The sequence below is a fragment of the Nocardioides aequoreus genome (assembly GCF_000720335.1).
Lineage (GTDB): Bacteria > Actinomycetota > Actinomycetes > Propionibacteriales > Nocardioidaceae > Marmoricola > Marmoricola aequoreus.
Genome location: NZ_JOJN01000002.1, coordinates 107,736 through 121,574, shown reverse-complemented (window position 1 = coordinate 121,574; position 13,839 = coordinate 107,736). Strand labels below are relative to the sequence as shown.

13 protein-coding genes are annotated in these 13,839 nt (G+C 74.0%); 4 read left to right on the top strand and 9 right to left on the bottom strand.

What is annotated here, in order from left to right:
• A complete protein-coding gene (tsaB, locus tag IG63_RS0103110) occupies window positions 1-630 on the top strand; it encodes a tRNA (adenosine(37)-N6)-threonylcarbamoyltransferase complex dimerization subunit type 1 TsaB (RefSeq protein WP_030482922.1) in 630 nt (209 codons plus the stop codon).
• Here tsaB and IG63_RS0103105 read toward each other — a convergent pair.
• From IG63_RS0103105 to IG63_RS0103070, 8 genes are all read right to left on the bottom strand, one after another.
• Window positions 623-1,402: a DUF1295 domain-containing protein gene (locus IG63_RS0103105; RefSeq protein ID WP_245604285.1), complete on the bottom strand. Its 780-nt coding sequence runs from the start codon at window positions 1,400-1,402 to the stop codon at window positions 623-625. The two genes, tsaB and IG63_RS0103105, sit on opposite strands and share 8 nt — an antisense overlap.
• A gap of 1 nt (window position 1,403) precedes the next feature.
• Window positions 1,404-2,696 (bottom strand): SAM-dependent methyltransferase, encoded by a 1,293-nt coding sequence (locus IG63_RS0103100; RefSeq protein ID WP_030482920.1) that lies wholly within the window; start codon window positions 2,694-2,696, stop codon window positions 1,404-1,406.
• Complete coding sequence (locus IG63_RS0103095; protein WP_030482919.1) at window positions 2,693-3,994, bottom strand: SAM-dependent methyltransferase; 1,302 nt, start codon at window positions 3,992-3,994, stop codon at window positions 2,693-2,695. Before IG63_RS0103095 ends, IG63_RS0103100 begins: the two co-directional genes overlap by 4 nt.
• Window positions 3,991-6,048, bottom strand: coding sequence for an FAD-dependent oxidoreductase (locus tag IG63_RS0103090; protein ID WP_030482918.1), 2,058 nt, complete (start codon window positions 6,046-6,048; stop codon window positions 3,991-3,993). The genes IG63_RS0103095 and IG63_RS0103090 overlap by 4 nt, the downstream gene beginning before the upstream one ends.
• Complete coding sequence (locus IG63_RS0103085; RefSeq protein WP_030482917.1) at window positions 6,045-6,833, bottom strand: anti-sigma factor; 789 nt, start codon at window positions 6,831-6,833, stop codon at window positions 6,045-6,047. The genes IG63_RS0103090 and IG63_RS0103085 overlap by 4 nt, the downstream gene beginning before the upstream one ends.
• Window positions 6,830-7,438: an ECF RNA polymerase sigma factor SigK gene (gene sigK / locus IG63_RS0103080; RefSeq protein WP_030482916.1), complete on the bottom strand. Its 609-nt coding sequence runs from the start codon at window positions 7,436-7,438 to the stop codon at window positions 6,830-6,832. The genes IG63_RS0103085 and sigK overlap by 4 nt, the downstream gene beginning before the upstream one ends.
• Window positions 7,439-7,484: 46 nt before the next feature.
• Window positions 7,485-8,096, bottom strand: coding sequence for a fasciclin domain-containing protein (locus tag IG63_RS0103075; RefSeq protein ID WP_245604283.1), 612 nt, complete (start codon window positions 8,094-8,096; stop codon window positions 7,485-7,487).
• Between the two features lie 126 nt (window positions 8,097-8,222).
• The gene (locus IG63_RS0103070; RefSeq protein ID WP_051706106.1) at window positions 8,223-9,737 is read right to left on the bottom strand and encodes a molybdopterin-dependent oxidoreductase; all 1,515 of its coding nucleotides are present in this window, start codon (window positions 9,735-9,737) and stop codon (window positions 8,223-8,225) included.
• A 176-nt stretch (window positions 9,738-9,913) separates the two neighbouring features.
• Here IG63_RS0103070 and IG63_RS0103065 point away from each other — a divergent pair, with 176 nt between their 5' ends.
• On the top strand, window positions 9,914-10,396 hold the full coding sequence (locus IG63_RS0103065) for a GNAT family N-acetyltransferase (RefSeq protein ID WP_030482913.1): 483 nt from the start codon (window positions 9,914-9,916) through the stop codon (window positions 10,394-10,396).
• On the opposite strand, the gene IG63_RS0103060 is transcribed toward IG63_RS0103065, so the two are convergent.
• Window positions 10,324-11,559, bottom strand: coding sequence for a M20 metallopeptidase family protein (locus tag IG63_RS0103060; protein WP_030482912.1), 1,236 nt, complete (start codon window positions 11,557-11,559; stop codon window positions 10,324-10,326). The genes IG63_RS0103065 and IG63_RS0103060 overlap by 73 nt on opposite strands.
• 34 nt (window positions 11,560-11,593) lie before the next feature.
• Between IG63_RS0103060 and tsaD the strand changes: the two genes are divergently transcribed.
• Together tsaD and IG63_RS0103050 are read left to right on the top strand one after the other, a co-directional pair.
• On the top strand, window positions 11,594-12,637 hold the full coding sequence (gene tsaD, locus IG63_RS0103055) for a tRNA (adenosine(37)-N6)-threonylcarbamoyltransferase complex transferase subunit TsaD (protein WP_030482911.1): 1,044 nt from the start codon (window positions 11,594-11,596) through the stop codon (window positions 12,635-12,637).
• Window positions 12,638-12,701: 64 nt separating this feature from the next.
• Window positions 12,702-13,811, top strand: coding sequence for an S-(hydroxymethyl)mycothiol dehydrogenase (locus IG63_RS0103050; protein WP_030482910.1), 1,110 nt, complete (start codon window positions 12,702-12,704; stop codon window positions 13,809-13,811).
• Window positions 13,812-13,839 lie beyond the last annotated feature (28 nt).

Genomic DNA, 13,839 nt, shown 5'->3' with positions numbered 1-13,839 from the left:
ATGCTGCTGGCCTTCGACACCGCCACCTCCCGCGTGACCGTCGCGCTGCACGACGGCGACCGCGTCGTGGCGGCGTACGACGCCGACGAGGCGATGCGGCACGGCGAGATGCTGGCTCCGGGCATCGAGCGGGTGCTGGCCGAGGCCGGCGCCACCGTGGCCGACCTCGACGGCGTGGCCGTGGGGGTGGGCCCGGGGCCCTTCACGGGGCTGCGGGTGGGCCTCGTGACGGCCCGGATGCTCGCGCTCACGCGCGGCCTCGCCGTGCACGGCGTCTGCACGCTCGACGTGATCGCCGCCGAGGCCGCCCGGGAGGGCGGCGACGAGCTCACCGTGGTGACCGACGCGCGGCGCAAGGAGGTCTACCTGGCGTCGTACGGCGGCGGACGGCGCGTGTGGGGGCCCGAGGTCGTGCGCCCGGAGGACGCGCGGCTGCACGGCAGGGTCGTGGGTCGCGGCGGTGCGCTCTACCCCGACGCCTTCCCAGGCGCGACCGGCCCGGAGCACCCGTCGGCTGCGGTGATGGCCGAGGTGGTGCAGGGGGGCGAGGTCGAGCTGCTGCCGGCCGAGCCGCTCTACCTGCGGCGTCCCGACGCGGCCGAGCCCGGTCGCCCCAAGCGGGTCAGCTGACGCCGGCCGGCTGCCGCTTCGGCGGCAGCGGGAAGAACATCGAGGTGCGGGCGGCGTACTCCGGGTAGCCCTCGCGCTTCATCATGGTGCGCTCGAGGAGCCTCGCCCCGGTGGCGAAGACCAGGAAGTAGGTCATCGCGAGCGGGGAGAGCACCGTCGCCAGGCCCACCCAGCCGGCGCCCACGCCGACCAGCCAGACGCCCCACCAGACGCAGGCGTCGCCGAAGTAGTTGGGGTGGCGGGTGTAGCGCCAGAGCCCCTGGTCCATGACCTTCGGCCGCGACTCGCGCGGGCGGCTCCGGTAGGCCGCGAGCTGGGCGTCGCCGACGGTCTCGAAGACCAGCCCGACGGCCCAGACGACCACGCCGACGGCGACCACCCACCACCAGCGCGTGGGGGAGACGGCCGCCACCTGCACCGGCAGGGAGACGAACCACATCGCGACGCCCTGGGTCAGGAAGACCCGGGTGACCGCGAAGGACCAGGGCTTGCCCTCCAGGAGGGCGGCGTAGCGCGGGTCCTCCTCGTCGGTCGCCAGCACGCGCTGCAGCACGTGGCGGGCGAGCCGCAGCCCCCACAGCCCCACCATCGCGAGCAGCAGCCACCGGACCGGCTCGTCGCCGACCAGGGCGCAGGCCAGGGCGATGACGACGAAGCCCGCACCCCACGCGACGTCGACGACGACGACACGGCCCTGGCGTCGGGCCACGGCCATCGTGACCAGGATCGTCAGGGCCGCGGCAGCCGCCGCGGCCAGCATGGAGGCGAGCACCTCAGCAGCCTCGCACAGCGGGCAGCGTGTGGGCGGCACCCGGCCGCACCATGAGGATCTGGTCGACGCCCATCCGCCCGTCGCGGAAGGCCATCGCGCCGCCGACGAGGTAGAGCCGCCACACGCGGAGCACCTCCTCGCCGACCAGCTCCCGCAGCCGGTCCTGGTGCTTCTCGAAGTTCTCCAGCCAGCCCGCGACCGTCAGCACGTAGTGCTCGCGCATCGCGTGCACGTCCCGCACCTCCAGGCCGGCGCGCTCGAGGTGGCCGACGGTCTCGCCGACGGGACGCATGTGCATGTCGGGGGCGATGAAGGACTCGATGAAGGGGCCGCCGCCGGGGTGGCCCTTGCGGCCCCCGGAGCGCGACATCTGCTGCACCAGCACGCGCCCTCCGGGGCGCACGGCGTCGCGGAGCACCCGGGCGTACGTCGTGTAGTTGCGCTCGCCCACGTGCTCGCCCATCTCGAGCGAGCCGACGGCGTCGAAGTGGCCGTCACCGGAGGCCGCCTCGGGGATCTCGCGGTAGTCCTGCAGCCGGATGTCGACGCGGTCCTGCAGACCGCGCTCGGCGACCCGGGCGTCGATGAAGGCCTTCTGCTCCGCCGAGATGGTGACGCCGACGACGTCGGCACCGAAGTGCTGCGCGGCGTGCAGCGACAGCGACCCCCAGCCGCAGCCCACGTCGAGGAAGCGGCTGCCCGGCTCGAGGCCGAGCTTGGTGCACACCAGGTCGAGCTTGGCCCGCTGCGCCTCCTCCACGCTCACCTCGGGCGAGGCGTGGTAGCCGCAGGAGTAGGCCATCTGCGGCTCGAGGATCTGGGCGTAGAAGTCGTTGGAGAGGTCGTAGTGGTGGCTGATGGCGCTGCGGTCGCGGAGCTTGCTGTGCAGCCGGCCACGCAGCCGGGCCTGCGACGCCGGGGGAGCCGGCGGGCGGCCGGGGCGCAGCGCGCCCACGCCGACGGCGGCCCGGATCGCCCGGGCGAAGGCCTTCGGCGAGGGGCGGACGCCGGAGAGGCCGCGCTCGGCGACGACCGACCAGACGTGGGTCAGCGCGTCGTCGAGGTCGTGGCGCACCTCGAGCTCGCCGGTGACGTAGGCCTGGGCGGCGCCGAGCTCACCGGGCGACCACACCAGGCGGCGTACGGCGTCGGGGGAGTGGAGCTCGACCAGCGGGGCGTCGGCCGGCCCGGCCTCCGAGCCGTCCCAGCAGCGCAGCCGCACCGGGAGCTCGCCCCCGACGAAGGGCGCGAGCGCGTCGGCCAGCCGCGTGGCCACCGGCGTCGCGGCGCTCACAGCTGCTCCTCGGGCCGGGCGAGCACGAGCTGCTGCACGTCGAGGTAGCGCGAGGCGAAGCCGGCGCGGGAGTACTCCAGGTAGAAGTGCCACATCCGCACGAAGACGTCGTCGAAGCCGAGCGCCAGCACCTGCTCGCGGGCCGCGAGGAAGGCGGCGTCCCAGCGCGCCAGCGTCTCGGCGTAGTGGGTGCCGAAGCCGAGCCGGTCGACCAGGCGCAGCGAGGTGTCGGCGGAGGTGATCTCGTGGACGGCCTGCACCGACGGCAGGAAGCCGCCCGGGAAGATGTACTTGTTGATCCAGGTGAAGGTGCTCTTGGTCGCCAGCATCCGGTCGTGCGGCATCGTGATCGCCTGCACCACCGCGCGGCCGCCGGGCGCGAGCCGGGCGTCGAGCGTGCGGAAGTAGGTCGACCAGTACTCGTGGCCGACCGCCTCGATCATCTCGATCGAGACCACGGCGTCGTACTCCCCGGTGACGGCGCGGTAGTCGCACAGCTCGAGCGTCACCCGCTCGCCGAGCCCCGCCTCGTCGACGCGCTGCTGGGCCAGCGCGAGCTGCTCGCTCGACAGCGTCACCGAGTGCACGGTCGCGCCGCGACGCGCGGCGCGCACGGCCAGCTCGCCCCAGCCGGTGCCGATCTCGAGCACCCGCGTGCCGGCGGTGACGCCGGCCTCGTCGAGCAGCCGCTCCATCTTGCGCGCCTGCGCCTCGTGCAGGTCGCCCGCCTCGTGGCCGGGAGGGGAGGCGACGAGGTGGCCGCCGTGCTCGTCGGCCCCGCGGCGCAGCGAGGTGTCGAAGAGCGCCGAGGAGTAGGTCAGCGACTCGTCGAGGAAGAGCTGGAAGAGGTCGTTGGAGAGGTCGTAGTGGTGCGCGATGTTCTGCCGGGTGTTGGAGGTGGTGTTGCGGTGCATCGCCGGCGGACGGTGCACGTACGCCGCCCGCAGCCGCTGCATCCACCCCGGGACCAGGCGGGGCATCTCGGCGGCGAGCACGGTCAGGAAGCCGCCGAGGTCCTCGGCGTCCCAGGCGCCGGTGAGGTAGGCCTCGCCGAAGCCGATCAGGCCGTCGCGGCCGACCCGGCGGTAGAACTCCTCGGGCCGGTGCAGCACGGCGACGGGGCCGCCCCGCCCGATGACCTGGCCGCCCTCGTGGACGCTGACGTCGAGCCGGGAGACCGCGGCGTGGAAGATGCGCCGCGCGATCCGCCAGGCGACGTCGGAGCGCAGGTCGTCGGGCACGCGGTCGAGCCCCGGCCAGGCGGCGGCGAGGTCGGGCGGCGTCTCGTAGGTGGTCATCGGACCCCTTCCTGGTGTGCGTGGGCCGGCCGGGGCCGCACGCCGAGGCGGCGGGCCCACAGCCAGACGCCGTGGGCGTGGATGAGCAGGGTGTGGCGCAGCGACGCCGGGGCGGCGCGCAGCGGGGAGGTGGCGGTGCGCTCACCGTCGAGGGAGGCGCTGAAGGTGGCGCCGTCGTCGGTGTGCAGGGTCACGGCCACGTGGAGCCGGTCGCCCGGGAGCGGCACCGCGACGTCGTACCAGCCGTCGGTGCCGTGGAAGGGGGAGACGTACATCTGCTTCTCGGTGCGCGCGCGGCCCTGCTCGTCGGGGTGCAGCAGGTAGGCCTGGCGGTCGCCGTAGGTGTTGTGCACCTCTACGACGACGGCCGCCTGCGAGCCGTCGGGACGCAGGCACCAGAAGACGCTGATCGGGTTGAAGCACCAGCCCCAGGCGCGGGCGTTGGCCGCCATGAGGATCCGGCCGCCCTGCCAGTCGACGCCCTGGAGGCGCAGGAAGTGCTCGACGTTGTCCTTCAGCGTCGCCGCCGGGTCGCCCAGGTGGTCACGTGCCTCGAAGCTGCCGGTCAGGAGGGGCAGGCGTCGCTGCGGCAGGTGGTCGAGGTCGACGAGCCAGGTGTGCGAGAGGTGCGCGAAGCTGCGGCGGAAGGGGCGCCGGCGGGTGTGCCGGATGGTCGTGGCGTACGCCGCGGGCTCGCGCGGCAGCTCCTCGACCCCCACGTGGGGCCACTCGACGCCGAGCCGCCGAGCGGCGGCGACGCCGGAGCGGGCGCCGTCCTCGTGGAAGCCCCAGCCGTGGTAGGCGCCGGCGAGGACCACCCGGTCGGTGTCGATCTCGGGCAGCCGTCGCTGCGCCGCCACGGACTCGGGGGTGTAGATCGGGTGCTCGTACTCCATCGTCGCCAGCACCTGCTCCTGGTCGACCAGGTCCTCGCCGCCGAGCGTGACGACGTAGCGGGTGCCGTCGGGCAGCTCCGGCAGCCGCTGCAGCCGGTGCATGTCGTAGCTGACGGTGACGGGGAGGACAGTCCCCGTGTGGTCGGCCGGGTCACGGCGCAGGTAGTTCCACGACGAGCGCGCCCGCGGGTGGCGCGGCAGGATCGAGGTGTCGGTGTGCAGCTGGGCGGTGTTGCGGGAGTACGGCATCGCCCCGAGCACCTCGCGCTGCAGCGGCGTCGGGTCGGCCAGCACGGCGAGCGCCTGGTGCGGGTGCGTGGCGATCACGACGGCGTCGTACGCCGTCACGGCGCCGTTGCCGTCGGTGACCTCGACGCCGGTCGGGGTCTCGGCGACGGAGGTCACCTTGGTGCCCAGCCGGACCTCGGCGAGCCGCGCGGCGACGCGGTCGACGTACTCGCGCGAGCCGCCGGTGACGGTGCGCCAGGTGGGGGAGCCGAAGACGCCGAGCATGCCGTGGTGGCGCAGGAAGGCGAAGAGGTAGCGGGCGGGGTAGTCGAGCGCGACCGCCGGGTCGCAGGACCACACGCAGGCCACCAGTGACTCCATGAAGTGGGTGCGGAAGGTCGGGCTGTAGCCGCCGGCGTCGAGGAACTCCCGCAGCGTCTCGCCGTCCCTTCGAGACGCCTCGTCCCTCGGCTCCTCAGGACGGCGCAGGGTCTGGCCGTCGGTGCGCTGGAGCAGCCGGCGCGCGCGGCGGTGGAAGCGCGGGATCTCGGTGAGCATCCGCAGGTACGCCGGGCGCGCGAGGTTGCGCCAGGTCGGGAAGAGGCCCGACAGGCCCAGCGCGCCGGCCCACTCCAGGCCGGTCTCCTCGCAGCGCACCGACATCGACATCTCCGACTCCTGCGTCTCGACGCCGAGCTCGTCGAAGAGGCGGAGCAGGTGGGGGTAGGTGCGGTGGTTGTGCACGATGAAGCCGGTGTCGACCCCGAGGGTGCCGACCGGCGTCTCCACGTCGTGGGTGTCGGCGTGGCCCCCGAGCCGGGAGTCGGCCTCGTAGAGCGTCACGCGCACGCCCGCGCGCGTCAGCACGTGGGCGGCGAGCAGGCCGGCGACACCCGAGCCGACCACCGCCACGGTGGCGGGCGGGGTCACGCGGGGGCCTCCCCCAGGTCGAACATCGCGATCGGCTCGGTGGTCGGCTGCTCCGAGCCGCCCTCCGGCTCCACCGTGATCCCGACGGCCGTGGCCTCGGCGGCGTCGCCGTCGAGCACCATCTCGTGGTCGCCCCCGCTGCCCATGGTCCCCGCCGGCCGCGCGGTGCCCTCGTCGTCCATCAGCCACAGTTGGAACACGTGCCCCGAGGGCGGCTGATCCATGTCATGGGTCTCGAGCACGGCCTTGCCCTGGCTCGGCGAGCGGGTGACCGTGGCGCTGGAGCCGTCGGGGAAGCTCTGGGAGACCGAGGCCGCGTCAGGGGCCTCGAGCACCCGCTCCGTCGCGGTGTACGTCGCGGTGTCGGGCTCCCACGGCTGGGTGATGCCGACCCCGGCGGCCGTCACGACGACGGCGGCCGCGGCCACCAGGGCGAGGCGGGAGCGGCTCCCGAGCGTCTGGAGCCGTCGGCGGAAGGGCACCACGGTGGCCGACTCGGGCGTCGGCCGGGTCTCGGCCCGCGGGGCGGGCTGGTCGACCTCGGGCGGCAGCGGGCGCACCTGCGCCGCGGCCGCGAGCACGGCGTCACGCAGCCCGGCGGGCGGCGGCACCTCCTCGGGGAGGGCGAGCAGCGCCGCGGCCTCGCGGAGGCTGGTCACCTCCTCCTGGCACTCGGCGCACCGCTGCAGGTGCTGCTCGAAGGCCTGACGCTCCTCGTCGTGGAGGGCGTCGACCGCATAGGCACCGGACAGCGCGTGGATGGCGTCGTTGTGCGACTCGCTCACTGTCCCACCCCCATCGTGTCCCGGAGCCGGATGAGTCCGTCTCTGATTCTGGTCTTCGCGGTGCCCAGTGGCAGGTCGAGCAGGGCTGCGACCTCGGTGTGGGTGTAACCGCTGAAATAGGCGAGCTCCAGCGCCTCGCGCTGGACCTCGGTCAGGCTCTGCACGGCCTGGCGGACCCGGTGCGCCTCCAGCGAGGCGTGGGCCGCCTCGGCCGTGGAGTCGTGGTCCGGGACCTGCGTCTGCTGGTGGTACGTCGTGTCGCGTGCGGTGCTGGCCTCGGCCGAGCGGACCCGGTCGACGGCGCGACGGTGCGCGATGGTGAGCAGCCACGAGATGGCGCTGCCTCGCGCGGCGTCGTACCGGGCCGAGTGCCGCCAGACCTCCAGGAAGACCTCCTGGGTGACCTCCTCCGCCTGGTTGCGGTCGCGCACCACCCGCAGCACGAGTCCGAAGACCCGCGGCGAGGTGGCGTCGTACAGCGCGGCGAAGGCGGCCTCGTCGCCCCGGCCGCAGCGCTGGAGCAGCGCTGCCGGCTCGCTGGTGTCGGAGACCGCCCCCGACTCCCCCTCGGGAGAGCCGGGGGCGGTGGCCCGGAGATGCGTCACGGCGTCAACCTTGGCAGACGTTCGTCGCTCCGTGGTGACGTATGCGTCACGCGGCCGGCGGCATCAGCACGCCGTCGATGATGTAGACGGTCGCGTTGGCGGTCTGCACGTTGCCGCAGACGACGTTGGCGTCGGCGTCACCCACGGTGAACTCCTCGCCGGAGCCCTCCACGGTGACGTCCTCGCCCTGGAGGGTCTCGTGCGTGCCGGCCAGGTCCTCGGGGGCGAGCTTGCCCGGGACGACGTGGTAGGTCAGCACGTTGGTGAGCGCCTCCTTGTCGGCCAGCAGGCCGTTGACGGCCTCCTCGCCGACGGCCTCGAAGGCCGCGTTGGCGGGCGCGAAGACGGTGATGTCCTCGGTGGTGTTCAGCGTGTCGACCAGGCCGGCCTCGCCCACGGCGGTGACCAGGGTCGAGAGCACCGGGTTGGCGCTGGCGGCGGTGGCGACCGGCTCGGTCGACATGCCCTGGAAGGAGCCGGGGCCGTCGGCGGGGACGTCGGCGCACGCGGCACCGAACTCACCCTCGGCAGCGGCCTCCTCGGTGGGGCTCGACTCCTCGCTGGGGGTCGACTCGGAGGTGGACTCGGAGCTCGAGCTGCTCGACGCCTCGTCGTCGGAGCCGCACGCGGCGAGTCCGAAGGAGACGGTGAGGGCCATAGCGGCGAGGCTCGTGCGGCGAAGCGTGCTGTTCATGGTCATCCCTTTTCATTGACGATCAGTGGTGATGGGGATTCGGGGCCGGTCGGTGACCGGATGGGTCCGATGTCGGTTTTTTTTTCGCGCTCAGGCGACGCGCACGACGATCTGCTGGATGCCGCTGGAGCCCGAGGGGAAGGGGGTGGCGCGCTCGTCGGTCTGCACCTCGCCCCGGCTGTCGGTGGCGCGCACGGCGACGTCGTGGTTGCCCGACTCGGCCTCCCAGGGCAGGTACCACTGCCGCCAGTACGACGCGTTGACCTCCGGCCCGAGCCGGGCCTGCTGCCACTCGCCGCCGTCGATACGGACCTCGACCTTCGCCACCCCGTGGGGCTGCGCCCAGGCGACCCCCGCGATGACGGTCTCGCCGGCGTCGACGGGCTCGAGTCCCTTCGGTGTGTCGATCCGGCTGGAGAGCTTGATCGGCGCCGTCTCGGCCCACTGCCGCTCGGTCCAGTACGCCGCCTCCTCCTCGAAGGTGGTCAGCGTCAGCCGGGTGAGCCACTTGGTGGAGCCGACGTAGCCGTAGACGCCGGGCGTGACGAGGCGCACCGGGAAGCCGTGCTCGCGCGGGAGCGGCTCGCCGTTCATCCCGAAGACCACCAGGGTGCGGTCGAGCGCGACGTCGAGGGGCGTGGAGAGGGTGAAGCCGTCGTCGGAGGTGGAGAGCACCTGGTCGGCGCCCGTGCCGTCGATGCCGGCCCGCTCGAGCACCGCGCTCAGCGGGACGCCGAGCCAGCGGGCGCCGCCGAGCAGGTTGCCGCCCACCTCGTTGCTGACGCAGGTCATCGTGATGTCGCGCTCGACGACCTCCATGCCGGCGAGCTCCTCGAAGGTCAGGGAGACCTCCTGCTCGACGTCGCCGTCGATGGTGAGCGTCCAGCCCTCGACGTCGACGACGGGCACGGTGAGGTTGATGTCGACGCGGTAGAAGTCCTCATTGGGCGTCACCAGCGGCGTCACGTCGTAGCGGCCCTCGAGACCGGTCGGCTGGGCCGGGAGCGGCTCGGCCGGTCGCGGCAGCACGAGGTCGGCCACGGAGTCCTTGGCGCGGACGATCCACTGGCCCGCGCCGCCCGCGGCCGCCGCGAGCAGCGCCGTACCGGCGGAAGCGAGGAGGAACGCGCGGCGTCCACCGCCCCCCCGAGCGGTGGACGCCGCGCGGGTCAGGAAGGCCAGCATCGCGGCGCCCACGACCGCGGTGGCCGCGGCGGGGAGGATGTCGAGCGGCCCGGCGGCAGGCTGCAGCACCGCGGCGGCGCCGGCCAGGCCGACGAGCACCAGGAGCAGCACCAGCCCGGCGCCGAAGCGCCGGCGGGCGATGACCCCGGCGACCCCGGCCAGGATGAGCGTCACCGCCAGCACGCTGCCGATCAGGATCGGCTTGTCGGCGCTGCCGAGCTCGCGGACCGCCCACACCTTGACCGGGGTGGGGGTCAGGTCGATGACCTGGTCGCCCACGGCGAGCACGGGCGAGGCGGCCGGGTTGAGCAGCGCAGCCACCAGGTGACCCACCCCGGCCCCCGCCAGCGCCGCCAGCAGCCCCGCGGCGAACCCCGCGATCCAGCGGGCACGGTCACGGGTGGTCTCGTCTCCAGGCATGGGAGTCCTTCGGCGCCCGCCCCCTCCCCGGATTGCCCCCGACCCGCCCCAGATGTACGCCGACCCGCCTCAAATGCACGCCGACCCGCCTCATCTGCACGCCGACCCGCCTCAGATGCACGCCGACCCGCCTCGCATGCGCGCATCTGGGGCGGATGGGTGTACATCTGGGGCGGATGGACGTGCACACGAGGCGGGTCGACGTGCGTGACGGCACCCCGGACGACGCCACGGCGGTCGCGGACCTGGAGCGCGCCTGCCTGGGGCGCGACGCGTGGAGCGAGGGACTCGTGCGCGAGGGGCTCTCGGGCACGCTGCCGACGGTGCGCTACCTGGTCGCCGAGGTCGGTGGCGAGGTGGTGGGCCACGCGGTGGGCTCGCATGCCGGCGACGTCGTCGAGCTGCAGCGCATCGCCGTACGCCGCGACCACCGGCGCTCAGGCGTCGCGGCCGCCCTGCTCGCCCAGGTGGCCGCCGTGGCGGCGCCCGAGGACCGGGTGCTGCTGGAGGTGCGCGAGGACAACACGGGGGCGCGCGCCTTCTACGACCGCGCGGGCTTCGTCGAGCTCGCGCGTCGCGAGCGCTACTACGCCGACGGCGCCGCCGCGCTGGTGCTGGAGGCGAGCGCCTCGAGCCTGCGCACGGCCAGCTCGGCGTAGGTCGCGGCCGCGTCGGGCAGCACCGCCGGGTCGAAGTCGGCCCGGGGGCTGTGGTTGGTGGGTGAGGTCGCCGGGTCGAGCCCGGGCATGGTCGCGCCGATGCCGATGAAGGCGCCGGGCACGGCGGCGATCACGCGGGAGAAGTCCTCCGACCCCGCGATGGGGTCCTTCATCTGCTCCCAGCGCCCCTCGCCGAGCACCTCGCGCACGACGCCCTCGGCGAAGTCGACCTCGTCGTCGGTGTTGACGGTCAGCGGGTACTCGTCGCGGAAGAGCACGTCGGCCTCGAGCCCGTGCGCCGCCGCCACCCCGCCCACGACCTCGTGGATGGCGTCGCGGAGCCGGTCGTGGTTGGCCTCGGAGAAGCGCCGCACCGTGGCCTCGAAGCGCGCGGTGTCAGGGATGATGTTGCGCTTGCTGCCGCCCTCCACCTTGCCGACGGTCAGCACCACCGGGTCGAAGATGTCGAAGCGCCGCGTCACCATCGTCTGCAGCGAGGTGATGATCTCGGCCATCGCCGCGATCGGGTCGCGCGCCCGGTAGGGCATCGACCCGTGGCCGCCCTGGCCGCGCACCGTGACGACGAGCTCGTGCGAGGCCGACATCATCGCGCCGTGGCGGCTGCTGAAGCGGCCCGAGGGGAGCATCGAGCTGAAGACGTGCATGCCGTACGCCGCGTCGACCCGGCGTCCGGCGGCGTCGAGGACGCCCTCGTCGATCATCACGCCGGCGCCGTCCCAGCCCTCCTCGCCGGGCTGGAACATCAGGAGCACGTCGCCGCGCAGGTGGTCGCGGTGCGTCGAGAGCAGCCGCGCGGCCCCGACGAGCGAGGCGGTGTGCAGGTCGTGGCCGCAGGCGTGCATCGCGCCGTTGGTCGCGGCGAAGTCGAGGCCGGTCTCCTCCTCGACGGGGAGCGCGTCCATGTCGGCGCGCAGCAGCACCGTGCGCGGGTCGGCCTCGTCACGGGCCCCGCCGCGCAGCACCGCGACGACCGACGTGGTGCCGGTGCCGGTCGACAGCTCGTAGCCGAGCCCGTCGAGCTCGGCCAGCACCTTCTCCTGGGTGCGCGGCAGGTCGAGCCCGATCTCCGGCTCCGCGTGCAGTCGCTGGCGCAGCTGCGCGAGGTCGTCGGACATGGCCCGGGCGTCGTCGAGGAGGTCCATGGGTCGGACGCTACCCGCGTGGCACGATCCTCCCGTGAGCTCACCCCTCGTCCTCGGCATCGAGACCTCCTGCGACGAGACCGGCGTCGGCCTGGTGCGCGGTCACGAGCTGCTCGCCGACGCGGTGGCGTCGTCGGTCGACGAGCACGCCCGCTTCGGCGGCGTCGTGCCGGAGGTCGCCTCGCGGGCACACCTCGAGGCGATGGTCCCGACGGTCGAGCGGGCCTGCGCCACGGCCGGCGTCCGCCTCGACGACGTCGACGCGATCGCCGTGACGGCCGGACCGGGTCTCGCGGGCGCGCTGCTGGTGGGCGTCGCGGCGGCCAAGTCGCTGGCGCTCGGCCTCGGCAAGCCGCTGTACGGCGTCAACCACCTGGCCGCGCACGTCGCCGTCGACCAGCTCGAGCACGGCGCGCTGCCCGACCCGTGCCTGGCGCTGCTGGTCTCCGGCGGGCACTCCAGCCTGCTGCGGGTCGCCGACGTGACCACGAGCGTCGAGCCGCTGGGCAGCACCATCGATGACGCGGCGGGGGAGGCCTTCGACAAGGTCGCGCGGCTGCTCGGCCTGCCCTTCCCCGGCGGCCCGCACATCGACCGGGCGGCCCGGTCGGGCAGCTCGGTGGCCATCGACTTCCCACGCGGGCTGAGCTCGCGCCGTGACCTGGAGCGCCACCGCTTCGACTTCTCCTTCTCCGGCCTCAAGACCGCTGTCGCGCGCTGGGTGCAGGCCCGCGAGGACTCCGGCGAGCCGGTGCCCGTCGCCGACGTGGCGGCGTCCTTCCAGGAGGCCGTCTGCGACGTGCTCAGCCGCAAGGCCGTCGACGCCGCGGTGAGCCAGGGCATCGACGACGTGCTGCTCGGCGGGGGCGTGGCCGCCAACTCCCGGCTCCGGGTGATCACCGAGGAGCGCGCCACCCCCCACGGCATCCGGGTGCGGGTGCCCCGGCCCGGGCTCTGCACCGACAACGGCGCGATGGTCGCGGCGCTCGGCGCGGAGATGGTGGCGCGCGGGCGGGCGCCCTCGGCGCTGGACCTGCCGGCCGACTCGAGCATGCCGGTGCAGCAGGTCTCGGCGTAGCCCGTAGGTTGACGACGAGTCCGCCATCGCCACGGCGGGCCGCCACAGCAGAGGGAGCACACGCATGCCGCAGCAGGTCAGGGCCGTCGTCGCGAAGGCCAAGGGGGAGCCCGTCTCCATCGAGACCATCACCGTGCCGGACCCCGGTCCGGGCGAGGCGGTGGTGCAGGTCCAGGCCTGCGGCGTCTGCCACACCGACCTGCACTACCGCGAGGGCGGCATCAACGACGACTTCCCCTTCCTGCTCGGCCACGAGGCGGCCGGGATCGTGGAGTCCGTGGGGGAGGGGGTCACGGAGGTCGCGCCCGGTGACTTCGTCGTCCTCAACTGGCGCGCGGTCTGCGGCGACTGCCGCGCCTGCAACCGCGGCGAGCCGCAGTACTGCTTCGCCACCTTCAACGCCACCCAGAAGATGACGCTCGAGGACGGCACCGAGCTGAGCCCCGCCCTGGGGATCGGCGCCTTCGCCGAGAAGACCCTGGTGGCGAGCGGGCAGTGCACCAAGGTCGACCCCGACGCCCGCCCGGCGGCCGTCGGCCTGCTCGGCTGCGGCGTGATGGCCGGCATCGGCGCCGCCATCAACACCGGCGCCGTGGGCCGCGGCAAGAGCGTCGCCGTGATCGGCTGCGGCGGCGTGGGCGTCGCCGCGATCGCCGGCTCGGCGCTGGCGGGGGCCGACACGATCATCGCCGTCGACATCGACGACCGGAAGCTCGAGACCGCCAAGCGCCTGGGCGCCACGCACACGGTCAACAGCGCGGAGACCGACCCGGTCGAGGCCATCAAGGAGATCTGCGCCGCCAGCCTGCTGCACCCCGGCGCCGAGGGCGCCGACGTCGTCATCGAGGCGGTCGGCCGCCCGGAGACGTGGAAGCAGGCCTTCTACGCCCGCGACCTCGCCGGCACCGTCGTCCTGGTCGGCGTCCCCACGCCCGACATGAAGGTGCCCGACCTGCCGCTGATCGACGTCTTCGGGCGCGGCGGCGCGCTGAAGTCGAGCTGGTACGGCGACTGCCTGCCCTCGCGCGACTTCCCGATGCTGGTCGACCTCTACCGCCAGGGCCGGCTCGACCTCGACGCCTTCGTCACCGAGGAGGTCGGCCTCGACGACGTCGAGGCGGCCTTCGAGGCGATGCACGGCGGCAACGTGCTGCGCTCCGTCGTCGTCCTCTGACCCCGTCGTGGCCCGCGGAAGCCCGGCC

Coding starts and splice junctions, on each gene's coding strand:
- tsaB (WP_030482922.1), top strand. CDS start 1: ATGCTGCTGGCCTTCGACACCGCCACCTCCCGCGTGACCGTCGCGCTG.
- IG63_RS0103095 (WP_030482919.1), bottom strand. CDS start 3,994: ATGACCACCTACGAGACGCCGCCCGACCTCGCCGCCGCCTGGCCGGGG.
- IG63_RS0103075 (WP_245604283.1), bottom strand. CDS start 8,096: ATGGCCCTCACCGTCTCCTTCGGACTCGCCGCGTGCGGCTCCGACGAC.
- IG63_RS0103070 (WP_051706106.1), bottom strand. CDS start 9,737: ATGCCTGGAGACGAGACCACCCGTGACCGTGCCCGCTGGATCGCGGGG.
- IG63_RS0103065 (WP_030482913.1), top strand. CDS start 9,914: ATGGACGTGCACACGAGGCGGGTCGACGTGCGTGACGGCACCCCGGAC.
- IG63_RS0103060 (WP_030482912.1), bottom strand. CDS start 11,559: ATGGACCTCCTCGACGACGCCCGGGCCATGTCCGACGACCTCGCGCAG.
- IG63_RS0103050 (WP_030482910.1), top strand. CDS start 12,702: ATGCCGCAGCAGGTCAGGGCCGTCGTCGCGAAGGCCAAGGGGGAGCCC.